This window comes from Streptomyces sp. NPDC023541, from assembly GCF_055559995.1.
In genome coordinates this window covers 199,474-221,238 of sequence record NZ_JBVHJO010000011.1, presented here as the reverse complement: position 1 = coordinate 221,238, position 21,765 = coordinate 199,474, and the positions used below count along the sequence as shown (strand labels likewise).

Sequence of the window (21,765 nt, the reverse complement as noted above, 5' to 3'; positions counted from 1 at the left end):
TGGCGGAGAGGGGAACGGCGGCACTAGGTTCGCTTGTCATGGACCCGTCCGACGTGACCGCGTGCGGACGGCTTTTTGACGATGATCTGGAGAACCCATGGCTCATCTGGGATCCGTCCGCCGGCGCGCCCTGGCCGTGCCGGTCGGCCTGGCGCTCACCGCCTCGCTCGCCCTGCTGCCCTCGGTGTCGGCCTCCGCCGCCCCGCTGGGCACCACCGCGGACGCGGCGACGGCCGGGAAGGCCGCGACCACCGGCCCCAAGCTGTCGTACGTGGCGAACCTGAACACCTACGCCACGATGAAGGCGGCGAAGAAGGCCGTCGAGCGGGCCGGCGGAACGGTGGTGACGGCCTATGAGCAGATCGGGGTCGTCGTCGCACATTCCCAGAACCCGGACTTCGCCCAGCAGCTGCGCGCCCAGCGTGGGCTGTTCGTGTCGGTGGGCGCCACCCGGACGGCCCCGATGCAGGCGGTGCAGACCACCGACGAGGGCGCGACCCAGCTGCTGGGCGAGGCGGACGCCGCCAAGGCGGCGGCGCGGGCACAGGAGGGTCAGGAGCCGCTCGAACCCAACCAGTGGGACCTGCGGACGATCAAGGCCGACGAGGCTCACAAGATCAACGATGGCAGCCAGGACGTCACGGTGGGCATCATCGACACGGGTGTGGACGACACCCACCCCGATCTCGCCCCGAACTTCTCCAAGGGCCAGTCGGCCAACTGCGTCGGCGGGGTCGCCGACACCACCGACGGCGCCTGGCGCCCGTACCCCGACGGCAGCGACCACGGCACGCACGTCGCCGGCACCATCGGCGCCCCGCGCAACGGCGTCGGCATCAGCGGTGTGGCGCCCGGCGTGAAGATCGCCGCGATCAAGGTGAGCGAGCCCGGGACCAGCCTCTTCTACACCGAGGCGGTCGTCTGCGGCTTCATGTTCGCCGCCGAGAAGGGGATCGAGGTGACCAACAACAGCTACTACGTCGACCCGTGGCTCTTCAACTGCAAGACCGACGACGACCAGAAGGCGCTGGTGGAGGCCATCGGCCGGGCCACCAAGTACGCGGAGCGCAAGGGCACCCTGCACGTGGCGTCCGCCGGCAACTCCAACCAGGACCTGGCGGCCGACTCCCTGGAGGACACCACCAGCCCGAACGACACCACCCCGGTGACGCGCACCATCGACCCTAAGGTCTGCCTGGACCTGCCGACGCAGCTGCCGGGCGTGGTCACCGTCTCCGCGACCGGCGACAAGGGCCTGCGCTCGTACTACTCCAGCTACGGCCTCGGGGTCGTGGACGTCGCGGCCCCCGGCGGCGACAAGTGGCAGGTCCCGGCCACGCCGGACGCCAACGGGCGCGTGCTGTCGACCGTCCCGGGCGGAGGCTACGGATACAAGCAGGGCACCTCGATGGCCGCCCCGCACGTCGCGGGCGTCGCGGCGCTGCTCAAGAGCGCCCACCCCTCGGCCACGCCGTCCCAGCTCCAGGCGATGCTGAAGGCGCAGTCCACCAAGGCGGCCTGCCCGGCCCAGATCTACGACGCCACGGGCACGCTGATAAACGCCACCACCTGCCAGGCCAAGTGGGGCCAGACCGGCTACTACGGCTACGGCGTCGTGGACGCCCTCAAGGCCGTGAAGTAGTACGGAACCCCGTACGGACGGGCCGGCCGGGGCGCTCCCCGCCCGGCCCGTCCGTCACTCCGGCGGCCCTGGTCAGGGCTTGATCAGCACCTTGAGCGCGCTGCGGTCGTCCATCGCGCGGTAGCCGTCCGGCACCTCGTCCAGGGACACGGCGCGGTCGAAGACGGGCGCCGGGTCGATCACGCCGCCGAGCACGTCCTGCAGCAGCTCCGGGATGTAGGCGCGGACCGGGGCCACCCCGCCGCGCAGGGTGATGTTGCGGTCGAACATGACGCCGAGGTCGAGGCCGGTGCCGCTGCCGTGCGGGACGCCGACGTAGCCGATGGCCCCGCCGTCACGGGTGATGTTCACGGCCGTGCGCATGGACATCTCGCTGCCGACCGCTTCGATGACGCAGTGCGCGCCGCGGCCGCCGGTGAGCTCGCGCACGGCCGCCTCGGCGGCCTCGCCGCGCTCGGCGACGACGTCGGTGGCCCCGAAGAGCCTGGCGATGTCGGTACGGACGGTGTGGCGGCCCAGCGCGATGATCCGCTCGGCGCCGAGACGCTTGGCGGCGAGGACCCCGCACAGGCCGACCGCGCCGTCACCGACCACGGCGACCGTGGAGCCCTCGCGCACGCCCGCGCCCAGCGCGGCGTGGTGCCCGGTGCCCATGACGTCGGAGAGGGCGAGCAGGCCGGTCAGCAGGTGGTCGTCGGAGACGGCCTCGGCCGGCAGCTTCACCAGCGTTCCGTCGGCGTGCGGGACGCGCACGGCCTCGCCCTGGCCGCCGTCGTGGCCGACCGAGCCCCAGAAGCCGCCGTGGTCGCAGGAGGTGTACAGGCCCTCGGTGCAGTACTCGCAGGTGCCGTCCGACCACATGAAGGGCGCGACGACGAGGTCGCCGGCGCGCAGTCCGGACACCGCGGAGCCGGTCTCCTCGACGACGCCCAGGAACTCGTGGCCGATGCGCTGGCCGGGCCGGCGCGCGGCTTCGCCGCGGTAGGCCCACAGGTCGCTGCCGCAGATGCAGGCACGCAGGACGCGGACGACGGCGTCCTCGGGGCGCTGGATCGCAGCGTCGGGCACCTCCTCCACGCGTATGTCGTGCGGGGCGTGGATGACGGTGGCGCGCATGGTGGTGCAGTCCTCCGGTTCGAGATCGTTCAGTCTTGTACGACTGTGGAACCGTCCTACCGTACGCCCGCTTCCCGGGAGGTCGCGCCAGTGGCCAGCAGGTACTGGGCGGCCAGATAGGTGGCCATGATCCAGAAGTCCGGGCGGGGCAGCTGCGGCCATTCGGCGACGCCGGTGGCGATGAGGGTGTCGGACAGCAGGAACAGCGCGCCGCCGATGCCGGCCCGCAGGCCGAGGGCGCTGGAGCGGAAGGCCATGGCGGTGAGCAGCAGGCTGTAGCCGGCCACGGGGATCCGCAGGTCCGCGGGCAGATCCGCCCACAGCAGGGCGACGGTCCCCAGGAGGGCCAGGGTGTAGGCGCCCCCGAGCAGGGGGTTCGCGGGGCGCTTGCCGAAGAGCACGAGGTAGCAGACGTGTCCGAGGGCGAAGGAGCCCATGCCGACCAGGAACGCGGCCTCGGCGTCGAAGAGCAGGGCCAGGTCCCCGCCCCAGCCGAACAGCAGGGCGGCGACCAGCAGGCGGGGCGCGCCGCGCGTGATCACGTAGGCGACGAGCAGCGGCATCAGCAGTGGCTTGGCGATGACGTGCCCGAGGTGCCAGCCGGCCAGCAGCGATCCGAGGTCGACGGCGGTGGCGGCGGCGAAGCCGTAGAGGGCGAGGCGGCCGAGGCGCGCCCGGTCGGCCGCCGCCCGCGGGGCGGCCCAGGAGGGTGCGGGGCGGCCGGGGGAGTCGGTGCTCACGCGTTGGTCTCCTGTACGGCCGGGTCGGAGGCGGGAGCGGGGGCGGGGGCAGGGGCGGAGGTGGCGGGGGCGGCGGGGGCGGGGGCCGGCTCGGGAGCGGGGGCCGGCGCGGGCTCGGGAGCGGGCGCGGGCTGCCAGCCGGGGCCGCGGAAGACCCGGCCGGCCCGCTCGCTCCAGCTTCGGGCGGCGCGGACGTCCCGGGCGATGGCGGCGTACTCGTGGGTGGCGACGCGCAGCGGGTTGTAGGTGCCGATGTTCTTGGTGAGCCCGTAGACGGGCCTGTCGGTCTCCCCCACCCAAGAGCCGAACATCCGGTCCCAGACGATCAGGATGCCGCCGTAGTTGCGGTCCAGGTAGCCGCCCTGGGACGCGTGGTGCACGCGGTGGTGGGACGGGGTGTTGAAGACGTACTCGTAGGCCCGGGGCAGCTTCCCGATGCGCTCGGTGTGGACCCAGAACTGGTACAGCAGGTTGATGCCGTAGCAGAAGGGGATCACGGCCGGGTGCACCCCGACGGCCACCATCGGCAGGTAGAACCAGTAGGTCGTGGCACTGGTCCAGGGCTGGCGCAGGGCGGTGGTGAGGTTGAACTTCCGGCTGCTGTGGTGGACCACGTGGCAGGCCCACAGGATGCGGATGACATGGTGGCCGCGGTGCTGCCAGTAGTAGAGGAAGTCCTGGGCGAGCAGCATCAGCGGAATGGTCCACCACAGCAACGGCACCCGCAGCGGGGTGAGTTCGTAGACGGCGGTGAAGACCGCGACCACCGGGATCTTCCAGAGGAGGTCGAAGCCGATGCTGCCGAGCCCCATGCTGATGCTGGTGACGGCGTCCTTGGTGTCGTAGCCCTCCGCGTCCTCGTCGGGATGGAGGCGGTAGCTCACCAGCTCGATGACGGTGAGCAGCACGAAGGCGGGTATGGACCACAGCACGACATCGGGCAGGTTCGGCATGTCCGCACCATAGAGGCGCCTTCGGGGGTGCCGCTAGAGGTTGTTACCGATCGGTACCCATCGCGGTTACCGACGGTTCGGGGAGGGCGGGGATTGACGGGATTCGAGACGGTTCCGTTCCGGGTGGCGGGCACGGCACCGAACTGTTCCCGCCGGAGCGGCTCCGCTCCATGGCCTGAGCCGCCCCGGCGGGGGCCGTCCGTCACCAGACCCGGACCGAGCCGCCCTTGGCGAAGGCCGGACTGGTGGCACCGGGTGGGATCTGCGTCAGGGGTTCGGCGACCTCCGAGACCCGGGGGCCGTGTTTCGCGGCCAGCGCGTCGAGCAGCGGCAGGTCGAAGCCGTAGACGCGGGCCGCGTTGCCGCCGACCATCGCCGCGACCTCGTCCCGCGGGAGGCCCGCGTAGGCGATGCGCAGGCCTTCGCGGGAGTACGGGGTGGTGCCCTCGTCGTGAGGGTAGTCGCTGCCCCACATGATCTTGTCGAGGCCGATCCGGTCCCGCAGCGGCACTTCGTGGGGGCGCATGAAGCTCGCTCCCACGAAGCAGTTGTCCCGCCAGACCTCGCTCGGGCCCTTGCCCATCGCCTCGGCGAGGCCCGCCCCGAACTTGGACTCGGCCGTGGCCGACGCCGCGACCAGGCGGCCGTGGTAGTAGTCCAGCATCTCCAGCACGCCCGGGATCCAGCCTGAGCCCTGTTCCGTCAGGACCAGCCTGAGGCCCGGGTGGCGCCGGAACGCCCCGCCGAACACCAGGTGCCACAGGGCGCGGTGCGAGAACCAGGTGGTCTCCACCATGAATACGGCCCGGGCCGCCGGCTCGTCGCCGAGCGGCGGCGACGCCGAGCCGCCGTGGTGGTTGACCGGGACGCCGAGCTCGGCGCACACCGCCCAGACGGGGTCGTAGGCGGCCGAGTACAGCTCGGGGACCGTCGAGCCTGGCGGTACGCCGGGCAGGAGGATGCCGCCCGTCAGGCCGGCCTCCCGGACGCGGCGGATCTCCTCCACCGCCGCGTCCACGTCGTTCAGCAGGATCTGCGCGACGCCCGCCCGCCGGCCCGGGGCGTCGGCGCAGAAGTCCGCCAGCCAGCGGTTGTGGGCCTGGAGGCCCGCCCAGCGCATCGTGTACTCCTCGGCCGTCGGCGGCTGCGCCATCAGGGAGGCCTCTGGGAAGAACGGCGGGATGGTGTTGGGGAAGACGACCTCGGCGAGGATGCCGTCCGCCTCCAGTTCCGCCAGGCGCCGCGCCGAGTTCCAGTTGCGGTCCGCGGTGTCCGCGAGGAGGTCCTCGTACGGGTTCACGTACGTGGCGGCCCAGGCGTCGAACTCGTCGTGGTACCGCCTCTCCAGGTACGGCTTGTAGTCCAGGAGGTCGGCGCCCGCGTGGCAGTCCGCCGAGATCACCGTGTAGCGGTCGTCACCGGTCACCGCGCCACCCCCAGGACGGGGAAGTCGTGGTCCGTCAGCCAGTGGCGGCCCACCTCGCGCGAGCGCGCCCAGGAGGCCGCCACCGCCGCCTGGTCCGGGGACTGGCCCAGCTCGGCCGGGGTGGGGCCGATCCGGCGGGCGACCGGGGCCAGCTTCTCCGTGTCGAAGCCGAAGACCTCAGCCGCGGCGAGCCCGAGCATCCGCCGGGTCTCGTCGACCGGGATGTCGTGGAAGGTCTTCCGCAGCCAGTTGCGGGTGTCGGGCCAGGTGCCCTCGGGGTGCGGGAAGTCCGACCCCCACAGGATGTTGTCCACGCCGATCTCGTAGCGCTGGGCCAGTTCGCGCCGCTTGGTGTTCGTCGCGCAGACGAAGACCTGCCGGTCCAGGTACTCGCTCGGCGGCCGCTTCAGCTCCTCGAAGGGCGAGAGCTTCTTGCCGCCGTGCGCGCCGAGGTAGAGCCGGTCCATGAACCACAGCTGGTTCGCCAGCCACCAGCAGCCCGACTCGGCGACCCCGAACCGCAGGCCCGGGTGCCGCTCGAACACCCCCGACCAGAGCAGGAACCACAGCGGGCGGGCCGGCCACCAGGTGACCTCGGAGACGAAGATGCCCAGGTGGTCGCCGTACTCGTGGCGCGGTGAGGACCCGGAGTGGGTGACGACCGGCATCCGCGTCTCGGCCGCCGCCGCCCAGACGGGGTCGTAGCGGCGGTCGTGGTAGGGCGCCTTGTCCACCCACATGGCGGGGATCATCAGCGCGCCCAGCCCGGACTCCTTGGCCCGGTGGATCTCGGCGACGACCTTGTCCGGCTCGCCCGTGATGGGCAGCAGGGCGACGCCGCAGTGGCGCTCGGGGTTCTGCGAGACGAACTCGGCCAGCCAGCGGTTGTGCGCCTGCGCGCCCGCCATGCCGAGCTCGGGGTCCTGGTCGCCGGAGAGCCCGAGCCCCACCCCGAAGGGGGCCGCGGTCTGGCTGTCGACGGCGTCCGCGTCGGGGAAGACGACCTCGGCGGCGACGCCGTCGCCGTCGAGCTCCTTCAGCCGCTGCCCCGTGTCCCATCCTCCCCGCAGGCCCTCCTCGTGATCGTGGAACCACTTCTCGGCGAAGGCCTCGTTGCGGACGCCCAGGCGGGTGGCCTCCGCGCGGCGGGCGTCGCGCTGACCGAGGAACTCGTCGAACTGCGGGTGGAAGCGGGAGTCGAGGTAGGGGCGGTACAGCTCGGTGGGCAGGCCCGCGTGGCAGTCGGAGGAGATGATCAGGTACGGGTCTTCGTACGGTGTGTCACTCATGGCGGACGCTCCTCAGTCGAGGATGAAGCTCTCCAGGTAGGCGGGGTTGGCGCGGTCGAGCATCGACTGCGACCGGGCGCGGATCTGCCGGTCGCTGTGCTCGCTCGGGGGCAGCATCCAGAAGCGGTCGGCGCGGATGCCGTCGACGACGTGCTCGGCGACCTCCTCGACCGGGGTGAAGTCCACCTCGTGGCCGGCCTGCCTCATGGCGGCCTCGTACTGGTCGAGGCTGCGGTACGGGGTCCTGCGCGGGCGCTGCTTCGCGTACCGCTCGGGCCGGTTGCGGTGGGACTCCCACAGTCCGGTGCGCAGCATGTGCGGGCCGGGGAAGAGCACGGAGGCTCCGACTGCGGCTCCCTCCGCCTTGAGGTGGGCGTAGAGGGACTCGGTCATGGTGACCACGGCGGCCTTGGTGACGGCGTACACCGAGGCTGTGGGCAGCGGGGCGATGCCGCCGTCGCCGGAGGAGGTGTTGACGACGTGTCCGGGGGCCCCGCCGGCGATCATGCGGGGGACGAAGGCCTGGATGCCGTGGAAGACGCCCCACACGTTGACGGAGAAGGCCCACTTCCAGTCGTTGGGCTCGTGCTCCCACATCCGTCCCTCGGCGCCGGAGCCGACGCCCGCGTTGTTGCAGAGCACGTGGACGGCGCCGAAGGCGTCGTACGCGGCATCGGCGAGGGCGAGCACGCAGTCGCGGTCGCTGACGTCGACGGTCCGCGCGAGGACCCGGGCCCCGTCCGCGGCGAGTTCGTCGGCGGCCTTGCGCAGGGCGGCCTCCTCGACGTCGGCGAGGACCACGCTCAGTCCCTCGGCGGCGAAGCGGCGGGCCATGGCGAGGCCGATGCCGCTTGCCGCTCCGGTGACGACGGCCACCTGTCCGGGTTCCAGCCGCATCACAGGCTCCCTTCGGGTGGTCCGTCGAGGATCTGCATCGGGTCGTCGTAGCGCTGGTGGACGTACGGGAGGAGGGCCCGGGCGCTGACCCGTTCGACAACGCGGCCCTTCTGGTCGGTGGTCTTCTCGCCGATGGTGATCTCCACGATCCGGCGTACGGGGAGGTCGGCGACCGGGTCGAACATCGACTCGCGCAGGACGACGTCGCCGGTGATGTGCTCCAGCTTGCGGACCATCTCGTTGCGGACGCAGTGCACCAGGACCGGCTCCGCGTCGAAGTCCGAACCGTCCACGGCGGGCAGGAACTTGAAGTAGAAGTCGGTCTTGCGGGTGGGCTCGGGCAGCGGGAGCGGGCGGTCCACGGCGCCGCGCACCTCGACGAAGGCGATGCCGTGGCGGGCGAGGAGGGCCCGGACGACGAGGCCGTCGCGCTCGACGGTGACCTCGCCCAGCTTCTTCGGTTCGCCGAAGACCTCGCGGCCGCCGGTCAGGGCGCGTTCGTGGGTCATCGGCATGACCAGCGGGTACCAGCCCTGCACGCCGTCGTGTTGGGCGGCGACGGCCACCGAGCCGGCGCCGAGCGGGTAGCCGGGCAGGTCGACCTTGCTGATGTTCGCCCGTACGAGGGGCCGGTCGGCCGGCTTCAGCGGCGGCGGGAGGACCGCGGCGACCACGTCCGGATCGGTCTCCCAGAGGGCCACCACGCCGGTGGACCAGATGTCGGGGAGCTTGGAACTCTTCTCGCGCGACGCGGCGATCTCGGCCTCGGTCCGCGCTCCGTACCGTACGCGTGCCATGTCTCGCACCATCTCTCGTCTAGGGCGGAGTCGGTTCTGTAACACAGTTACACCGCTGCCGATGAAGGGTAAAGACCCTTGCGGACAAGGAAACTGACGCATCAACAGGTGACATCGACAGATCGGCGGACCGCTGACATGGCCAGATCCTCGCTGACCCGCGACGAGGTACTGGACGCCGCCGCGTCCCTGGTCAAGCAGCGCGGCCCGGGCGCCCTCACCATGCGGGGGCTCGCCGCCGAGCTGGGGACCGCGGTGACGTCCATCTACTGGCACGTCGGCAACCGCGAATCGCTGCTCGACGCCCTCGTGGAGCGGACCGTGCAGGAGATGGGCGCGATCCGCCCCGCCGGCCGCACCCCGGCCGAACGGATCTTGTCGGTCGCCCGGATCCTGCGCCGCGAGCTGCGCGAACGCCCGCACCTGATCGCGATGGTCCACGAACGCGGCCTCACGGAGCGGATGTTCCTGCCGGCGCAGCAGGCGCTCGTCCACGAGGTGCACGCCGCCGGCCTGCGCGGCGCCCGGGCCGCCGACGCGGTGCGCGCGGTGCAGTTCCAGATCGTCGGCTTCCTGCTCGTCGAGCGCAACCGCGAGCGCTCCCCCGCCCAGTGCCCGGCCGAGAGCGAGCTCTGGGACCCGGCCGCGGCCCCCGACGACCCGGGGCTCGCCCGCGCGCTGGCCCGGCCGGCCGACCCGGAGCGGCTCTTCCTGCTGTCCGTACGCGCGCTGGTGGCGGCCCTCCTCGCGACGGCGCCGCCGGCCCCGGGCTGACCGAGGGTGGGGCGGCGGTGTCAGTCCGTGCCGATATCCTCTGTGACCATGCTCGACGACCGTACGACCGCAGAGACGACGTGGCCGACCGCGTACCCACAGGGGTACGCGGTCGTCGACGTGGAGACCACCGGGCTCGCTCGCGACGACCGGATAGTCTCCGCCGCCGTCTACCGGCTCGACGCACAGGGCAACGTGGAGGACCACTGGTACACGCTGGTCAACCCGCAGCGGGACCCGGGACCGGTGTGGATCCACGGTCTGACGAGTGACGTGCTCGCCGGCGCGCCGCTCTTCAAGGACATCGCCGAGGAGTTCGCCGGCCGGCTCGCGGAGCGCGTGCTGGTCGCGCACAACGCCATATTCGACTGGCAGATGATCGCCCGGGAGTACGCGCGCGCCGAGACGGCCGCGCCGGTCCGTCAGCGGCTGTGCACCATCGCCCTGTCGAAGGAGCTGAACCTCCCGCTGCCCAACCACAAGCTGGAGTCGCTCGCCGCGCACTTCGGCGTGGTCCAGCAGCGCGCCCACCACGCCCTCGACGACGCCCGTGTGCTCGCGGAGGCCTTCCGTCCGTCGCTCCACGCGGCGGCGCAGGGCGGCGTACGGCTGCCCCTGCTGGAATGCCGGCCGCTGACGGAGTGGTCGGACTCAGCCGCCACCCCGCGCGTGGGGCACCAGGCTTCGTACCGGGGCGGCAGCTGGCGGCCCTCGCGCAAGCGGCCACCGTGCCCGCACCCCAATCCGGGGCGGTTCGAGGACGGCAAGCCGCTGAAGCAGGGGATGCGGATCGCGTTCTCCGGCGACACCTCGGTGGAGCGGGAGCTGCTGGAGGACCGGGCGGTCGAGGCGGGCCTGCACGTCGCGACGAGTGTGTCGCGGCTCACCAGCCTGCTGGTGACGAACGACCCCGACTCGGCGACCTCCAAGACGGTCAGGGCGAAGTCCTTCGGCACCCCCGTCGTCGACGAGGCGGCCTTCACGCAGCTGCTGCGGGACGTGGCCCCGGCCGGGGACTGAGCGGACCGGCCACCGCTTGTTGGGCCGGCCGGGTGTCCGCGCGGCGACTCACCAGGGTGGATCTTGTTCCGCCGCTCCGCCGTGCGCAGCATGCGGCGCATGGCACGTTGTGAGGTCTGCGGAAACGACTACGGCATGTCCTTCGAGGTGCACGCGCAGGGCGCGGTGCACGTCTTCGACTGCTTCTCGTGCGCCATCCACCGCATGGCGCCCATCTGCGAGCACTGCCGGGTCCAGATCATCGGACAGGGCGTCGAGGTCGAGGGCCAGTGGTTCTGCGGCGGGCACTGCGCCCGCGCGGAAGGGAAGGTGGGCATCGTCGACCACGTCTGACCGCCGCTCCTTCTCCTTCCCGCTCCTTCCCGCGACCCCGGAGGGCCACCCGGCCGCCGGGGTCCTCGTCGGCCGGGGTACCGTCGTGGGCGTGTACCGCTTTGTACTGACCCGGCAGTGGGTGTGCCTCACCCTCGTCGCCCTCGTCCTCATCCCCGTGATGATCAAGCTGGGGTTCTGGCAGTACCACCGCCATGTGCACCGGGTCGCGCAGAACCAGCTGATCGAGGCGAACCTGCGGGCGAAGCCCGTCCCCATGACCGAGGTCACCTCCCCCGGCCACCAGGTCCCCCGCGCCGACTTCTGGCGCGCGGTCACCGCGACCGGCACGTACGACTCCGCACACGAGGTGGTCGTACGGATGCGCACCTCGAACGGTGACAAGGTCGGCTTCCACGTCGTGACCCCGCTCGTCCTCGGTGACGGCCGGGTGGTGTTGGTCGACCGCGGCTGGGTGCCGGGCGGCGACGACCCGCGCGCCTACCCGCCGGTGCCGGCCGCGCCCTCGGGCGAGGTCACCGTCACCGGGCGGCTGAAGGCCGACGAGACGAGCGGCGGCAGCGGCATCAAGGACCGCAAGGGCCTGCCCGACCGTCAGGTGATGCTGATCAACAGCGGCCGGCAGGCGGAGTACCTGGGCCGGCCGGTCCTCGGCGGTTACCTGGAGCTGACCGATCCGGATCCGGGCGACGCCGGCCCCGAGACCGTCGCCGACCCCGACCACGACTCGATCGGCGCGCACATGGCCTACGCGGTCCAGTGGTGGCTGTTCGCCTCCGCTGTGCCGGTGGGCTGGCTGGTCCTCGTCCGGCGCGAGAAGCGCGACCGCGAGGAGGCGGCGGCCCGGGCCGAAGCCGCCGAACAGGAGCCCGCGACGGCGTAGCGTGTCGGGCATGGATCTTGGACTGAAAGACCGTGTCTACATCGTCACCGGGGCCAGCCGAGGCCTCGGCTTCGCCTCCGCCCGGGAACTGGTCGCCGACGGCGCGAAGGTCCTCGTGACGGGCCGCGACGAGAAGCGGACGGCCGACGCGGCCGCCGCACTCGGCCCGAGCGCCGTGGGGGCGGCGGCGGACAACGCGGACCCGGCGGCGGCCGGCCGGCTCATCGCCACCGCACACGAGCGCTTCGGCCGCCTCGACGGCATCCTCATCAGCGTCGGCGGCCCCGTTCCGGGCTTCGCCGTCGACAGCACCGACGAGCAGTGGTCGGCCGCCTTCGAGTCGGTCTTCCTCGGCGCGGTGCGCCTCGCCCGGGCGGCCGCCGCGGTGCTGGGCGAGGGCGGGGTCATCGGCTTCGTCCTGTCGGGCTCGGTCCACGAGCCGATCCCCGGCCTGACCATCTCCAACGGCCTGCGCCCGGGCCTGGCCGGCTTCGCGAAGTCCCTCTCGGTGGAGCTCGGTCCGCGCGGGATCCGCGTCGTCGGCCTGCTTCCGGCCCGTATCGACACCGACCGGGTACGGGAGCTGGACGCGCTGTCGGGCGACGCCGGGGCGGCCCGCGCGGGCAACGAGTCCCGCATCCCGCTGCGCCGGTACGGCTCCCCGGAGGAGTTCGGCCGCACGGCGGCGTTCCTGCTCTCGCCGGCCGCCTCGTACCTGACGGGCGTGATGCTCCCGGTCGACGGCGGCTCCCGGCACGGCTTCTGACCCCGCGTCGCGGCGCGCGCCCGCCCGGCGCCGCCCGGCGGCCGTCAGCTGACGCGGCGGGCGCGGTGGGACGCGACCTTGAAACGGGCCTCCGCCGGCAGGTCCGGGAGGCGCGCGGAGGTCCGGGCGTGGGTCAGGACCGGCCCCGCCAGGCCGGCCAGCGTGTCGGCCGGGACGGCATGGGGCTCCAGCTCCAGCGCCACCCGCAGGGCGGGAGAGCCCCGCCGGCCGCGCAGTACGACCCGACAGCCGGCGACCCCGTCCAGGGCGCCGGCCTCGGCGGCGACGGCGTCCGCCAGGGCGTGGCCGCGCAGCACCGCGAAGCCTCCGTCCCCGGTGTCCACGGCGACCGTCCGCAGTCGCGCGCTCTTGAGCTGGGACAGCAGCCACCACAGGGCCAACAGCACGCACACGACGAGCGCGGCGATCAGCGCCCACCACCACCAGCCTTCGGCGTGCAGGTACCGGCGCCGGTCGGCGGCGCTCAGCAGGGGCGCGGCGGGGCCGCCCAGCGGCCGCACGGCCGTCAGCAGTACGACCCCGGCCGCCAGCAGCACCGCGCCGGCCACCGCCAGCAGGATCCGGTTGACGGTCCCGATCAATCCGCTCGCCTCCTGACCCGCAGGCGGGGCCGCGGCGGGTGCGCGAGGCCCAGTTCCTCGATGCCGACCGCGATCACCGCGTCCAGGTCGGCCCGTACCTCGTCCAGTTCGCGGAAGTGCGACGTGGCCCGCACCCGGACGCGGGAGCGGCCCATCCGGACCCGGGCGGACCGTACGCCGGGCACTTCCACGGCCCGGTCGCGCAGCACCTGGGCGGCGTCCTTGCGGCCGATCCCGGCCCGCAGCCGGGGGCGGGCGTCCTGGGCGCCGCCCAAGCCGCCGTCCTGGTCGGGGCTCCTCATCATCAGGATCCTGCGGATCCCGGGGGTGAGGGCCAGCAGCAGGAGCACCGCCCCGGCCAGGGCCAGGGCCCAGCCGACCAGTTGCACGCCCGGGTCGGCCGGGGTGTGGACCGCCAGCCGGTGGGCGAGTTCGCGGCGCCAGGCCAGGGCGGGGCGGCCGGCCCGTACGGCGGCCAGGTCGTAGAGGAACAGGCCGGCCACGCCGAGTACGAGCAGGGCGACGAGGGCCGCGGGGATGCGGCGGTCGGAGCGGAAGCGGTGTGCCGTCACCGCAGCCGCCGGTCCCGGCCGGCACCGGTCCGGGCGAGGGTGGAGTGCAGGTGCTCGATGTCGACGTCCACCTCGGGTACGGCCATGTTCGCGCACTCCTCGACGCGGCGGACCACGCTGGTGCGTACGGCGGCGCACTGGGCGGCGAGGTCGGAGGGGTAGTCGAGCTCCAGGCTCACCCGGACCCGTGCGATGTCGTGGTGCACGGTGACGGTGGCGTGCGGGTGCGCGCCGGAGGGTCGGGCGAGCGCCTCCCGGGCGGCCTGCACGGCGATCTTGGCGACGACCCGGTCGGCGATCCGGGTGGCCCCCCGGTCGCCGGCGGCCACCGCGGCCGGAGTGGCCCGTACGCCCGTGTGCGGCGCGGCGGGGCCCGGCGGGGTGGGGCCGGACGGGGTGGCCTGCGGGAGGGTGCTCACCGCGGCTCACCCCGCCGCCGGTCGTCGCGGCGGCGGAACAGGTCTCCGGGATCCAGATCTCCGTCGAGGAAGCGACCGGCGACGAAGCCGACGGCTCCGAGGGCGGCGACCAGCAGGAAGGCACCGAAACCGCCGAAATAGCCGGCGAACCCCAGGGCCATGCCGGCCAACATGCCGGCGACCGCCATGCTCATGTGCCAGTTCCCTTTCGCTACTGGAGTCGGGACTCCGGCTCCTCGTCGGGCTCCTCGCGCTCGTCGGGCAGCTTGACGTCGCTCACGGCGATGTTGACCTCGACGACCTCCAGGCCGGTCATGCGCTCGACGGCGGAGACGACGTTCTCGCGTACCGCCCGTGCGACGTCACGGATCGACACGCCGTAGTCGACGACGATCTCCAGGTCGAGGGCGGTCTGGACCTCGCCGACCTCGGCCTTGACCCCGCGGCTGACCGCGGCTTTCCCGCCGCCGGGAACCCGGTCCCGGACGGCGCCGAACGTACGGGACAGGCCGCTGCCCAGGGCGTGCACGCCGACCACTTCACGGGCGGCGAGGCCGGCGATCTTCTCGACCACCCCGTCCGCGACGGTCGTGCGCCCCCGGTCGCCGGGTGCCTTCTGGGAGCCCCCTGATGCGGTGTCGGTCATCGCGTGTCCCTTCACGTATACGGACTCACTGCGCACCACGTTAGGCGCGCGGAGGCGAGAAGGCGCCCCGGGGCTACGCCGCTCGGCGTGGTCCCGGGGCGCCTTCTCGCCTCCGCGGTGGGGCGGGGGATCAGTCCGAGAGGCCCGCCAGGTCCCGCAGGCGACGGGCCTGGGCCGCGCGCTCGGCGGCGCGCTGGTCGTCGTAGGGGCGGGTCAGCGCGGAGCGCAGCAGGGTCTTCGTCTCGATCACGGCGTCCCGCGGCGGGGCCAGCAGGGCGGTGGTCAGGTCCTGGACGGCGGCGTCGAGCTCGTCCGCCGGAACGACCAGGTTGGCGAGGCCGACCCGCTCCGCCTCCTCCGCGTGCACGAAGCGGCCCGTCGCGCAGATCTCCAGCGCGCGGGCGTAGCCGACCAGGGAGGCCAGCGGCTGGGTGCCGGCCAGGTCGGGGACCAGTCCCAGGCTCGTCTCGCGCATGGCGAACTGCACGTCGTCGGCGACAACGCGCAGGTCGCACGCGAGTGCGAGCTGGAAGCCGGCGCCGATCGCGTGCCCCTGCACGGCGGCGACGGAGACGATGTCGCTACGCCTCCACCAGGTGAACGCCTCCTGGTACTCGGAGATCGTGGCGTCGAGGAGTTCGTCCGAACCGCGCGCCAGATCGAGGAAGGACGGCTCGCCCTCGAAGCCTTCGGGGGTGAACGCCTGCCGGTCGAGCCCGGCGGAGAAGGACTTGCCCTCGCCGCGCAGCACGACGACCCGGACGGTGCCCGGCAACGACCTTCCCGCCTCGGCCAAAGCCCGCCAGAGCGCGGGGGATTGGGCATTTCGCTTGGCCGGATTGGTCAGTGTCACCGTGGCGACCGTGTCGTCGACGGTGAGTCGTACGCCGTCCTTGTCGAGCAGAGCCATCTGTATGCCTCCGGTGTGCAGTCGGCCGCAAGCTCGGCCTAAGTGACTGCACAGTAACCACCCAGTCGACCGGGAGGCCGACCGGGGGTCACCGGAGGGAACGTCGGATCATGTGAGCCTTGGAGCCGTTGGAGCGTTGGAACCGATGGACCCGGGGTCAGGCCGTAGCCGCCTTCTTGCCACGCGTCGCGCCACCGCGGCCGCGCAGCGAAACCCCGGACTCACTGAGCATCCGGTGGACGAATCCGTAGGACCGGCCGGTCTCTTCGGCCAGCGCCCGGATACTCGCACCGGAGTCGTACTTCTTCTTCAGGTCTGCCGCGAGCTTGTCGCGCGCGGCGCCGGTCACCCGGCTGCCCTTCTTCAGAGTCTCGGCCACCCGTGCCTCCTCGTGGGAAGTGCGCTCTGGACTTCTCATGATCACCCCTCCCCGGCTTCCTGGCCACCCATTCAGCAAGGTCGGTACGACGGCCTTCCCCGAGCCGTGGACACCCGAGCAGAACGGAATCTCCTCTTCCGCCGCATGACTTCCGTCACACTTCGCCGCTCGGCCCAGGAATGCCCAGGTCAGGGGCCGGTCCGCGGAAAACCGACGGCCCCGGTCGCGCACCTTCGCGGGTGCGGCCAGGGCCGTCGTACGACGCGCAACGGTACGAGACCGCCTCACTCAGATGATGGATCACCCCTGAGCCGAATGATCCAGAAGGAACTGGATCAGTGCGGGGACGGCATCCCGGCCCGCCCCGGCACGGCCTGGGCGGGCCGTCAGGCGAGGGCCACCAGGTCCCGGTAGTCCGGTCCCCACAGGTCCTCGACACCGTCCGGCAGCAGGATGATCCGCTCCGGTTCGAGGGCCTCGACGGCGCCCTCGTCGTGCGTGACGAGGATGACGGCGCCCTTGTAGGTGCGCAGCGCGCCCAGGATCTCCTCGCGGCTGGCCGGGTCGAGGTTGTTCGTGGGCTCGTCGAGGAGCAGCACGTTCGCCGAGGAGACGACCAGCGTGGCCAGGGCCAGCCGGGTCTTCTCACCACCGGAGAGCACGCCCGCGGGCTTGTCGACGTCGTCGCCGGAGAAGAGGAAGGAGCCGAGCGTCTTGCGCACGGCGACCAGGTCCAGGTCGGGCGCGGAGGAGCGCATGTTCTCCAGGACCGTGCGCTCCGGGTCCAGGGTCTCGTGCTCCTGGGCGTAGTAGCCGAGCTTGAGGCCGTGGCCGGGCACGACCGTGCCGGTGTCGGGCTTCTCGGTGCCCGACAGCAGGCGGAGCAGGGTCGTCTTGCCGGCGCCGTTGAGGCCGAGGATGACGACGCGGGAGCCCTTGTCGATGGCCAGGTCGACGTCGGTGAAGATCTCCAGGGAGCCGTACGACTTCGACAGGCCCTCGGCGGTCAGCGGGGTCTTGCCGCAGGGCGCAGGGTCCGGGAAGCGCAGCTTGGCGACCTTGTCGGAGACGCGGACGGCCTCCAGACCGGACAGCAGCCGCTCGGCCCGCTTGGCCATGTTCTGCGCGGCGACCGTCTTGGTGGCCTTGGCGCGCATCTTGTCGGCCTGCGAGTTCAGGGCCGCGGCCTTCTTCTCGGCGTTCTGGCGCTCGCGCTTGCGGCGCTTCTCGTCGGCCTCGCGCTGCTGCTGGTAGAGCTTCCAGCCCATGTTGTAGACGTCGATCTGGGCGCGGTTGGCGTCCAGGTAGAACACCTTGTTCACGACGGTCTCGACGAGGTCGACGTCGTGGGAGATCACGACGAAGCCGCCGCGGTAGTTCTTGAGGTAGTCCCGCAGCCAGACGATCGAGTCGGCGTCGAGGTGGTTGGTGGGCTCGTCGAGGAGCAGGGTGTCGGCGTCCGAGAAGAGGATCCGGGCCAGCTCGACACGGCGGCGCTGACCACCGGAGAGGGTGTGCAGCGGCTGGCCGAGGACCCGCTCGGGCAGGCTGAGCGCGGCCGAGATCGTCGCGGCCTCGGACTCGGCGGCGTACCCGCCCTTGGTGAGGAACTCGGTCTCCTGGCGCTCGTACTGCTTGAGCGCCTTCTCGCGGGTGGCGCCGGAGCCGGTGGCGATGCGCTCCTCGTTCATCCGCATCTTCTTGATGAGGACGTCCAGGCCGCGGGCGGAGAGGATCCGGTCGCGCGCCAGGACGTCGAGGTCGCCGGTGCGCGGGTCCTGCGGCAGGTAGCCCACCTCGCCCGAACGGGTGATGGAGCCGCCCGCGGGCTGGCCCTCCCCCGCGAGGCACTTGGTGAGAGTGGTCTTGCCGGCGCCGTTGCGGCCGACGAGGCCGATGCGGTCGCCCTTGGCGATGCGGAAAGAGGCGGACTCGATGAGGACGCGGGCGCCGGCGCGCAGCTCGACGCCGGTGGCGGTGATCACGGAAATACTCCAGGGCGGGTGGGGACGGCGGAAGGGGGCGGGACGCGAGGCTTCGACGCCGCTAATCCGCGAGGAGATTCGCCATGGGATTCATTCTACCGGGGGTGTGCAACTGGTTTCCGGGGCGGCGGCCGCGGTCGGCGACGACCGCGTCCAGGAGAACAGGGCCGGGTGACGCCGGAGTCCTGGACGCACGGCTCGGCCGAGCAGCGCCGGCAGTGGTTCCACCAGGGCTACCGGACCGGCGACATGGCCCGGTGCAACACCTTCCGCTGACCGTCGGCGGCGCCTGCCATGCTGTGTGACGCGGGTCACCGTCACGAGAGGGAGTGATCGTCATGGCAGGCGTTCCGTCCATCTGTCCCACGCTGGTCTACCGCGACGCTAAGGCGGCGATCAAGCTGCTGACCGAGGCCTTCGGCTTCAGCCAGGTCGCGGTGTACGAGGGGGACGACGGCTCGGTGGTGCACGCGGAGCTGGCGTACGGAAACGGTGTGGTGATGCTGGGCAGCAGGGGCACGGGCGGGGCCTTCGACAAGGCCATGGAGGGCGCCGGGCCTTCGGGGGTCTACGTCGTCGTCGACGACGTGGACGCCCACCACGGGCGGGCCGTCGAGCACGGCGTGGAGATCCTCATGGGACCCACCGATCAGGACTACGGCTCCCGTGACTACATGGCCCGGGACGGCGAGGGCAACATCTGGAGCTTCGGCACGTACGCGCCGCAGGTCTGAAACCGGCGGCGCGTCCTGCGCCGCGGGCCCGGCACGACCGGACCCGCGGCGCGGACGCGCGTAGCGCCGTGTCATGCGCCGCCGGTGTGTACCTGGAAGGCGGCCCGCCGGAACGCTTTGGCCAGGGCCGGGTCGGGGTGGGCCGCGGCCAGTGCGACCAGCACCTGCACGGTGCGCGGATGGCCGACCTCGCGGACCTCGTCCAGCAGCCTGGGGACGGTGGTGCGGACGGCCGAGTCCAGGTGGCGGGCCAGCAGCTCGGCCTCACCGTGGTCGGCGATGGCGGCGGCGGTGTCGACCCAGAGCCAGGTCGACTCCTCGGCGGTGAGCACGTCCTGGGCCTCGTCGGGGTCGACGCCGTCGTGCTCGGCGAGCCAGAGCAGCGCGTACGGGCGCAGCGCGGGCTCGCGCACGGTGGCGCGCACCTCGGGCTCCGCCGGGGCACCGACCACGCGCAGCGCCTCGAAGGCGAGGCCGCGCAGCAGGGCGTCCTCGCCGCGGGCGGCCTGGATGAGTTCGGCCACGGCGTGGCCGACGGGCCGCGCGGCCAGCCAGGCCCGGTACTCGGCGCGGGCCGGTCCGGGGGTGAGCCGGGCGCATCCGTGCAGCATGGCGGCGGCGGACTGCTCGATGTTCCCGGCGGGGCTCTGCGCCGCGACGCAGATCTGCTCCAGCTTGACCCAGACGGCCCAGCTGCCGAGCGGGGTGAGGGTGGCCCGGGCGGGTCCGAGGGTGACGGCGTCCACGGCGGCGAGGCCGCCGAGCGCCCAGCGCAGCAGCCGGGCGAGCGGGACCGGGCGGGCTTCCGCGGAGGCGGTGGGCGCGGGCGTCCGCGCCGCCGCGGGCTCCGCCTCGTAGGGGATCTCGCAGCGTTCGTCGCGCAGTTCGGTGACGCGCTGCCCGAGCAGGTCCAGCAGGTCGGGGACGGTCACGGGACCTGCGGACAGCTGCAGCAGGGAGAGGAGCTGGGGCATGGCCTCGACGACCTCGGCGACGGCCGCTGGTGCGATGTCGGCGGGGGCCGGGTGGACCAGCGACCAGGCGTCGAAGAGGGCGACCCAGCCGCGCAGGACGGCGGTGTCGTCGCGGTCCCAGGCGCGCAGCCGCCAGCCGGGGCGGGCGTGGCCGCCGTGCACCTCGACCAGGCCGGCGAGGCGGGCGCGGTCCCAGCCGACGCGGATCTGGCCGTGCGTCAGGCCCAGCTCGTCGGCGGCCCGTTCGACGTCGGCGGCGGGCAGGGCGCCCGTGGGAGCGGGCCGGCCGCCGTCCGCCGCGCCGAGGTTGCGCTCGGCCCAGCGGGTCAGGCGTACGGCGTCCGCCAGCGAGGCCCGGGCGCGGTTCGCGAGGTCGGCGGTGGCCGGGGTGCCCGCCGGGGGCCTCGGGGCGGGACGGGTCCGGCGGTCGGTCACCGCCTTGCGCGCCGCGGCGACGGAGCGCGGGGAGACGAGTCGGAGTCTGGAGTCGCGAGCCAACTGCTCATCAGGCTTTCGGGACGTCACGGAAGCAGTCTCGCCCGTCACTGGCCGAAAGCCCAAACGGAATCGGCTCCTTCCACCACCCGCCCGGGGGCAGACCGGGACAACCCGCCCGCAGGGCCCGGTCCGTCACACGGCCTTCACATCAGAGGGGTGAGGAAGCGGCGCAGGACTTCCTCGTAGTGGGCGGGATCGGCGTTCCACATCGCCCCGTGCCCGGCCCCCCGCACCGTGTGCAGGGTGATCAGGTCGGGACGGGTGGCGGCGAGCCTGCGGGAGGGCTCCCAGGGGGCGAGCGCGTCGTCCGGCCCGTGGAAGATCAGTACGGGGACCCGCAGCGCTCCGGGGTCGGCGCCCGGCGGCAGGCGGTCGGCGCGCAGCCCCGCGCGGCCCTCGGCGGCCCGGACCGCCAGCGGCAGCACGGGGGCCGGGGCGCCGCGCGCCGCGGCGAGTGCGCGCAGGGTGGTGCGCCAGTCGAGCACGGGCGAGTCCAGCACCAGGCCGGCGATCCGGTCGGCGAGCGCCGAGCGCTCGACGGCGCGCAGGGCCATGGTGGCGCCGGTGGACCAGCCGTGCAGGATCACGCGCCGGGCGCCGTAGCGCAGGGCGTAGCGGATGGCGGCGTCCAGGTCCCGCCACTCGGATTCGCCGAGGTGGCCGAGGCCGTCGAGGGGTGCGGGGGCGCCGAGGTCGCCGCGGTAGCCGAGGGCGAGGACGGGCAGCCGGTGGCGGTGCAGGAAGGGCATGACCACCATCGGGTGCTCGCGGCCGGCGCCGAGTCCGTGGACGGCGATCACCCAGGTGTCCCGGGCGGCGGGCACGAACCACGCGGGGAGCGCGCCGAGCTCGCCGGGGACGTCCACGTCGGCGTGGTCGAGGCCGAGGGCGGTGCGCGGGTTGCCCAGGTGCACCTGGGGGGTGAGGGCGACCCGGGTCCCGGGGTCGAGCCTGCCGTGGGTGACGGAGAGGAGCCTGCGAACGACGGTGTCCGGGTCGTGCTCGGCGTCCGGGAGCACGGGCCCGACGACGGCGTGCACCCCGGGCGCGACCAGGCCGTACGTGCCGGGACGCAGAGAGGTGAGGGAGCGGGTCAGCGCGATCCGGCCGTCCGCCGCGGAGTGGACGCTGAGCCGGGCCCCGCCGGGGAGCGGCGCGCCGGGGCGGGGTCGCAGGGCGGCGTCGGCGGCGTACCGGCCGGCCGCCACGGCGGCCACCCCCGCGCCGATGAGGGTCGTGGTGACGGCAGCTGCCGCCGCTGTAACGGTACGCACCGTTCCAGTGTCGTCGCGCAGAGTCGGGCGGGCCACCGGAGCGGGTCATTCCGGGTCTACTCGGGGAGCGTGATCTGGGTCTCTTTCAAGGGGCGGGAGGGGCGGCCGGGTGCACATACGGAGACGTGCGGAGGGG

Annotated in this window: 24 protein-coding genes and 1 pseudogene; 8 read left to right on the top strand and 17 right to left on the bottom strand. The window is 73.0% G+C overall.

Going from position 1 to position 21,765, the window contains the following annotated elements; genetic code table 11:
- The first annotated feature begins 97 nt into the window (after positions 1–97).
- A complete protein-coding gene (locus ACZ3X1_RS26305) occupies positions 98–1,642 on the top strand; it encodes a S8 family serine peptidase (protein WP_362634709.1) in 1,545 nt (514 codons plus the stop codon).
- Positions 1,643–1,714: 72 nt separating this feature from the next.
- Here ACZ3X1_RS26305 and ACZ3X1_RS26300 read toward each other — a convergent pair whose 3' ends face one another.
- The 7 genes from ACZ3X1_RS26300 to ACZ3X1_RS26270 form a co-directional block, all read right to left on the bottom strand.
- The gene (locus ACZ3X1_RS26300; protein ID WP_390075146.1) at positions 1,715–2,758 is read right to left on the bottom strand and encodes a zinc-dependent alcohol dehydrogenase family protein; all 1,044 of its coding nucleotides are present in this window, start codon (positions 2,756–2,758) and stop codon (positions 1,715–1,717) included.
- Between the two features lie 56 nt (positions 2,759–2,814).
- Entirely contained in the window at positions 2,815–3,498 is a 684-nt protein-coding gene (locus ACZ3X1_RS26295; RefSeq protein WP_436840871.1) for a lysoplasmalogenase, read from the bottom strand.
- A complete protein-coding gene (locus ACZ3X1_RS26290; protein ID WP_467281158.1) occupies positions 3,495–4,451 on the bottom strand; it encodes a sterol desaturase family protein in 957 nt (318 codons plus the stop codon). Before ACZ3X1_RS26290 ends, ACZ3X1_RS26295 begins: the two co-directional genes overlap by 4 nt.
- Before the next feature lie 202 nt (positions 4,452–4,653).
- Positions 4,654–5,877, bottom strand: coding sequence for an amidohydrolase family protein (locus tag ACZ3X1_RS26285; RefSeq protein ID WP_467281156.1), 1,224 nt, complete (start codon positions 5,875–5,877; stop codon positions 4,654–4,656).
- The gene (locus ACZ3X1_RS26280; RefSeq protein ID WP_467281155.1) at positions 5,874–7,166 is read right to left on the bottom strand and encodes an amidohydrolase family protein; all 1,293 of its coding nucleotides are present in this window, start codon (positions 7,164–7,166) and stop codon (positions 5,874–5,876) included. The genes ACZ3X1_RS26285 and ACZ3X1_RS26280 overlap by 4 nt, the downstream gene beginning before the upstream one ends.
- A 12-nt stretch (positions 7,167–7,178) precedes the next feature.
- Complete coding sequence (locus ACZ3X1_RS26275) at positions 7,179–8,063, bottom strand: SDR family NAD(P)-dependent oxidoreductase (protein ID WP_356815112.1); 885 nt, start codon at positions 8,061–8,063, stop codon at positions 7,179–7,181.
- Positions 8,063–8,860, bottom strand: a complete 798-nt coding sequence (locus tag ACZ3X1_RS26270) for an acetoacetate decarboxylase family protein (RefSeq protein WP_467281154.1) — start codon at positions 8,858–8,860, stop codon at positions 8,063–8,065. The genes ACZ3X1_RS26275 and ACZ3X1_RS26270 overlap by 1 nt, the downstream gene beginning before the upstream one ends.
- A 138-nt stretch (positions 8,861–8,998) precedes the next feature.
- Here ACZ3X1_RS26270 and ACZ3X1_RS26265 point away from each other — a divergent pair, with 138 nt between their 5' ends.
- The 5 genes from ACZ3X1_RS26265 (at position 8,999) to ACZ3X1_RS26245 (ending at position 12,636) form a co-directional block, all read left to right on the top strand.
- Complete coding sequence (locus tag ACZ3X1_RS26265; RefSeq protein ID WP_356815110.1) at positions 8,999–9,634, top strand: TetR/AcrR family transcriptional regulator; 636 nt, start codon at positions 8,999–9,001, stop codon at positions 9,632–9,634.
- Between the two features lie 48 nt (positions 9,635–9,682).
- Positions 9,683–10,654, top strand: coding sequence for a DEDDh family exonuclease (locus tag ACZ3X1_RS26260; protein WP_467281152.1), 972 nt, complete (start codon positions 9,683–9,685; stop codon positions 10,652–10,654).
- Between the two features lie 99 nt (positions 10,655–10,753).
- Complete coding sequence (locus ACZ3X1_RS26255) at positions 10,754–10,987, top strand: hypothetical protein (RefSeq protein WP_075972011.1); 234 nt, start codon at positions 10,754–10,756, stop codon at positions 10,985–10,987.
- Positions 10,988–11,078: 91 nt separating this feature from the next.
- Positions 11,079–11,870: an SURF1 family cytochrome oxidase biogenesis protein gene (locus tag ACZ3X1_RS26250; protein WP_356815108.1), complete on the top strand. Its 792-nt coding sequence runs from the start codon at positions 11,079–11,081 to the stop codon at positions 11,868–11,870.
- Between the two features lie 10 nt (positions 11,871–11,880).
- Positions 11,881–12,636 carry an SDR family oxidoreductase gene (locus ACZ3X1_RS26245; RefSeq protein ID WP_467281151.1) on the top strand — a complete coding sequence of 252 codons (756 nt, stop codon included), beginning with the start codon at positions 11,881–11,883 and terminating at the stop codon, positions 12,634–12,636.
- A gap of 44 nt (positions 12,637–12,680) precedes the next feature.
- On the opposite strand, the gene amaP is transcribed toward ACZ3X1_RS26245, so the two are convergent.
- The 8 genes from amaP to ACZ3X1_RS26205 all read right to left on the bottom strand — a co-directional run bounded on the left by amaP (position 12,681) and on the right by ACZ3X1_RS26205 (position 18,149).
- Positions 12,681–13,238: an alkaline shock response membrane anchor protein AmaP gene (gene amaP / locus ACZ3X1_RS26240; protein ID WP_467281150.1), complete on the bottom strand. Its 558-nt coding sequence runs from the start codon at positions 13,236–13,238 to the stop codon at positions 12,681–12,683.
- Positions 13,235–13,810 (bottom strand): DUF6286 domain-containing protein, encoded by a 576-nt coding sequence (locus ACZ3X1_RS26235; RefSeq protein ID WP_467281149.1) that lies wholly within the window; start codon positions 13,808–13,810, stop codon positions 13,235–13,237. The genes amaP and ACZ3X1_RS26235 overlap by 4 nt, the downstream gene beginning before the upstream one ends.
- Complete coding sequence (locus tag ACZ3X1_RS26230) at positions 13,807–14,139, bottom strand: Asp23/Gls24 family envelope stress response protein (protein ID WP_467281187.1); 333 nt, start codon at positions 14,137–14,139, stop codon at positions 13,807–13,809. Before ACZ3X1_RS26230 ends, ACZ3X1_RS26235 begins: the two co-directional genes overlap by 4 nt.
- 86 nt (positions 14,140–14,225) lie before the next feature.
- Positions 14,226–14,423: a hypothetical protein gene (locus ACZ3X1_RS26225; protein WP_356815104.1), complete on the bottom strand. Its 198-nt coding sequence runs from the start codon at positions 14,421–14,423 to the stop codon at positions 14,226–14,228.
- 17 nt (positions 14,424–14,440) lie between these two features.
- Positions 14,441–14,875, bottom strand: a complete 435-nt coding sequence (locus ACZ3X1_RS26220; protein WP_467281148.1) for an Asp23/Gls24 family envelope stress response protein — start codon at positions 14,873–14,875, stop codon at positions 14,441–14,443.
- Positions 14,876–15,005: 130 nt separating this feature from the next.
- The gene (locus tag ACZ3X1_RS26215; RefSeq protein WP_467281147.1) at positions 15,006–15,785 is read right to left on the bottom strand and encodes an enoyl-CoA hydratase/isomerase family protein; all 780 of its coding nucleotides are present in this window, start codon (positions 15,783–15,785) and stop codon (positions 15,006–15,008) included.
- Positions 15,786–15,942: 157 nt separating this feature from the next.
- Positions 15,943–16,164, bottom strand: coding sequence for a helix-turn-helix domain-containing protein (locus ACZ3X1_RS26210; protein WP_030010789.1), 222 nt, complete (start codon positions 16,162–16,164; stop codon positions 15,943–15,945).
- Positions 16,165–16,550: 386 nt separating this feature from the next.
- Positions 16,551–18,149 carry an ABC-F family ATP-binding cassette domain-containing protein gene (locus ACZ3X1_RS26205; RefSeq protein ID WP_030829587.1) on the bottom strand — a complete coding sequence of 533 codons (1,599 nt, stop codon included), beginning with the start codon at positions 18,147–18,149 and terminating at the stop codon, positions 16,551–16,553.
- 37 nt (positions 18,150–18,186) lie between these two features.
- Between ACZ3X1_RS26205 and ACZ3X1_RS26200 the strand changes: the two are divergent.
- Positions 18,187–18,425: pseudogene (locus ACZ3X1_RS26200) on the top strand (neutral zinc metallopeptidase); the annotation flags it as partial.
- Between the two features lie 62 nt (positions 18,426–18,487).
- Positions 18,488–18,883 (top strand): VOC family protein, encoded by a 396-nt coding sequence (locus ACZ3X1_RS26195; protein WP_356814744.1) that lies wholly within the window; start codon positions 18,488–18,490, stop codon positions 18,881–18,883.
- Between the two features lie 71 nt (positions 18,884–18,954).
- Here the strand turns inward: ACZ3X1_RS26195 and ACZ3X1_RS26190 are convergent, their stop codons facing one another.
- Together ACZ3X1_RS26190 and ACZ3X1_RS26185 are read right to left on the bottom strand one after the other, a co-directional pair.
- Positions 18,955–20,382 (bottom strand): hypothetical protein, encoded by a 1,428-nt coding sequence (locus ACZ3X1_RS26190; RefSeq protein ID WP_390075135.1) that lies wholly within the window; start codon positions 20,380–20,382, stop codon positions 18,955–18,957.
- Between the two features lie 116 nt (positions 20,383–20,498).
- Complete coding sequence (locus ACZ3X1_RS26185) at positions 20,499–21,629, bottom strand: alpha/beta hydrolase family protein (RefSeq protein ID WP_356814745.1); 1,131 nt, start codon at positions 21,627–21,629, stop codon at positions 20,499–20,501.
- Between the last annotated feature and the right edge of the window lie 136 nt (positions 21,630–21,765).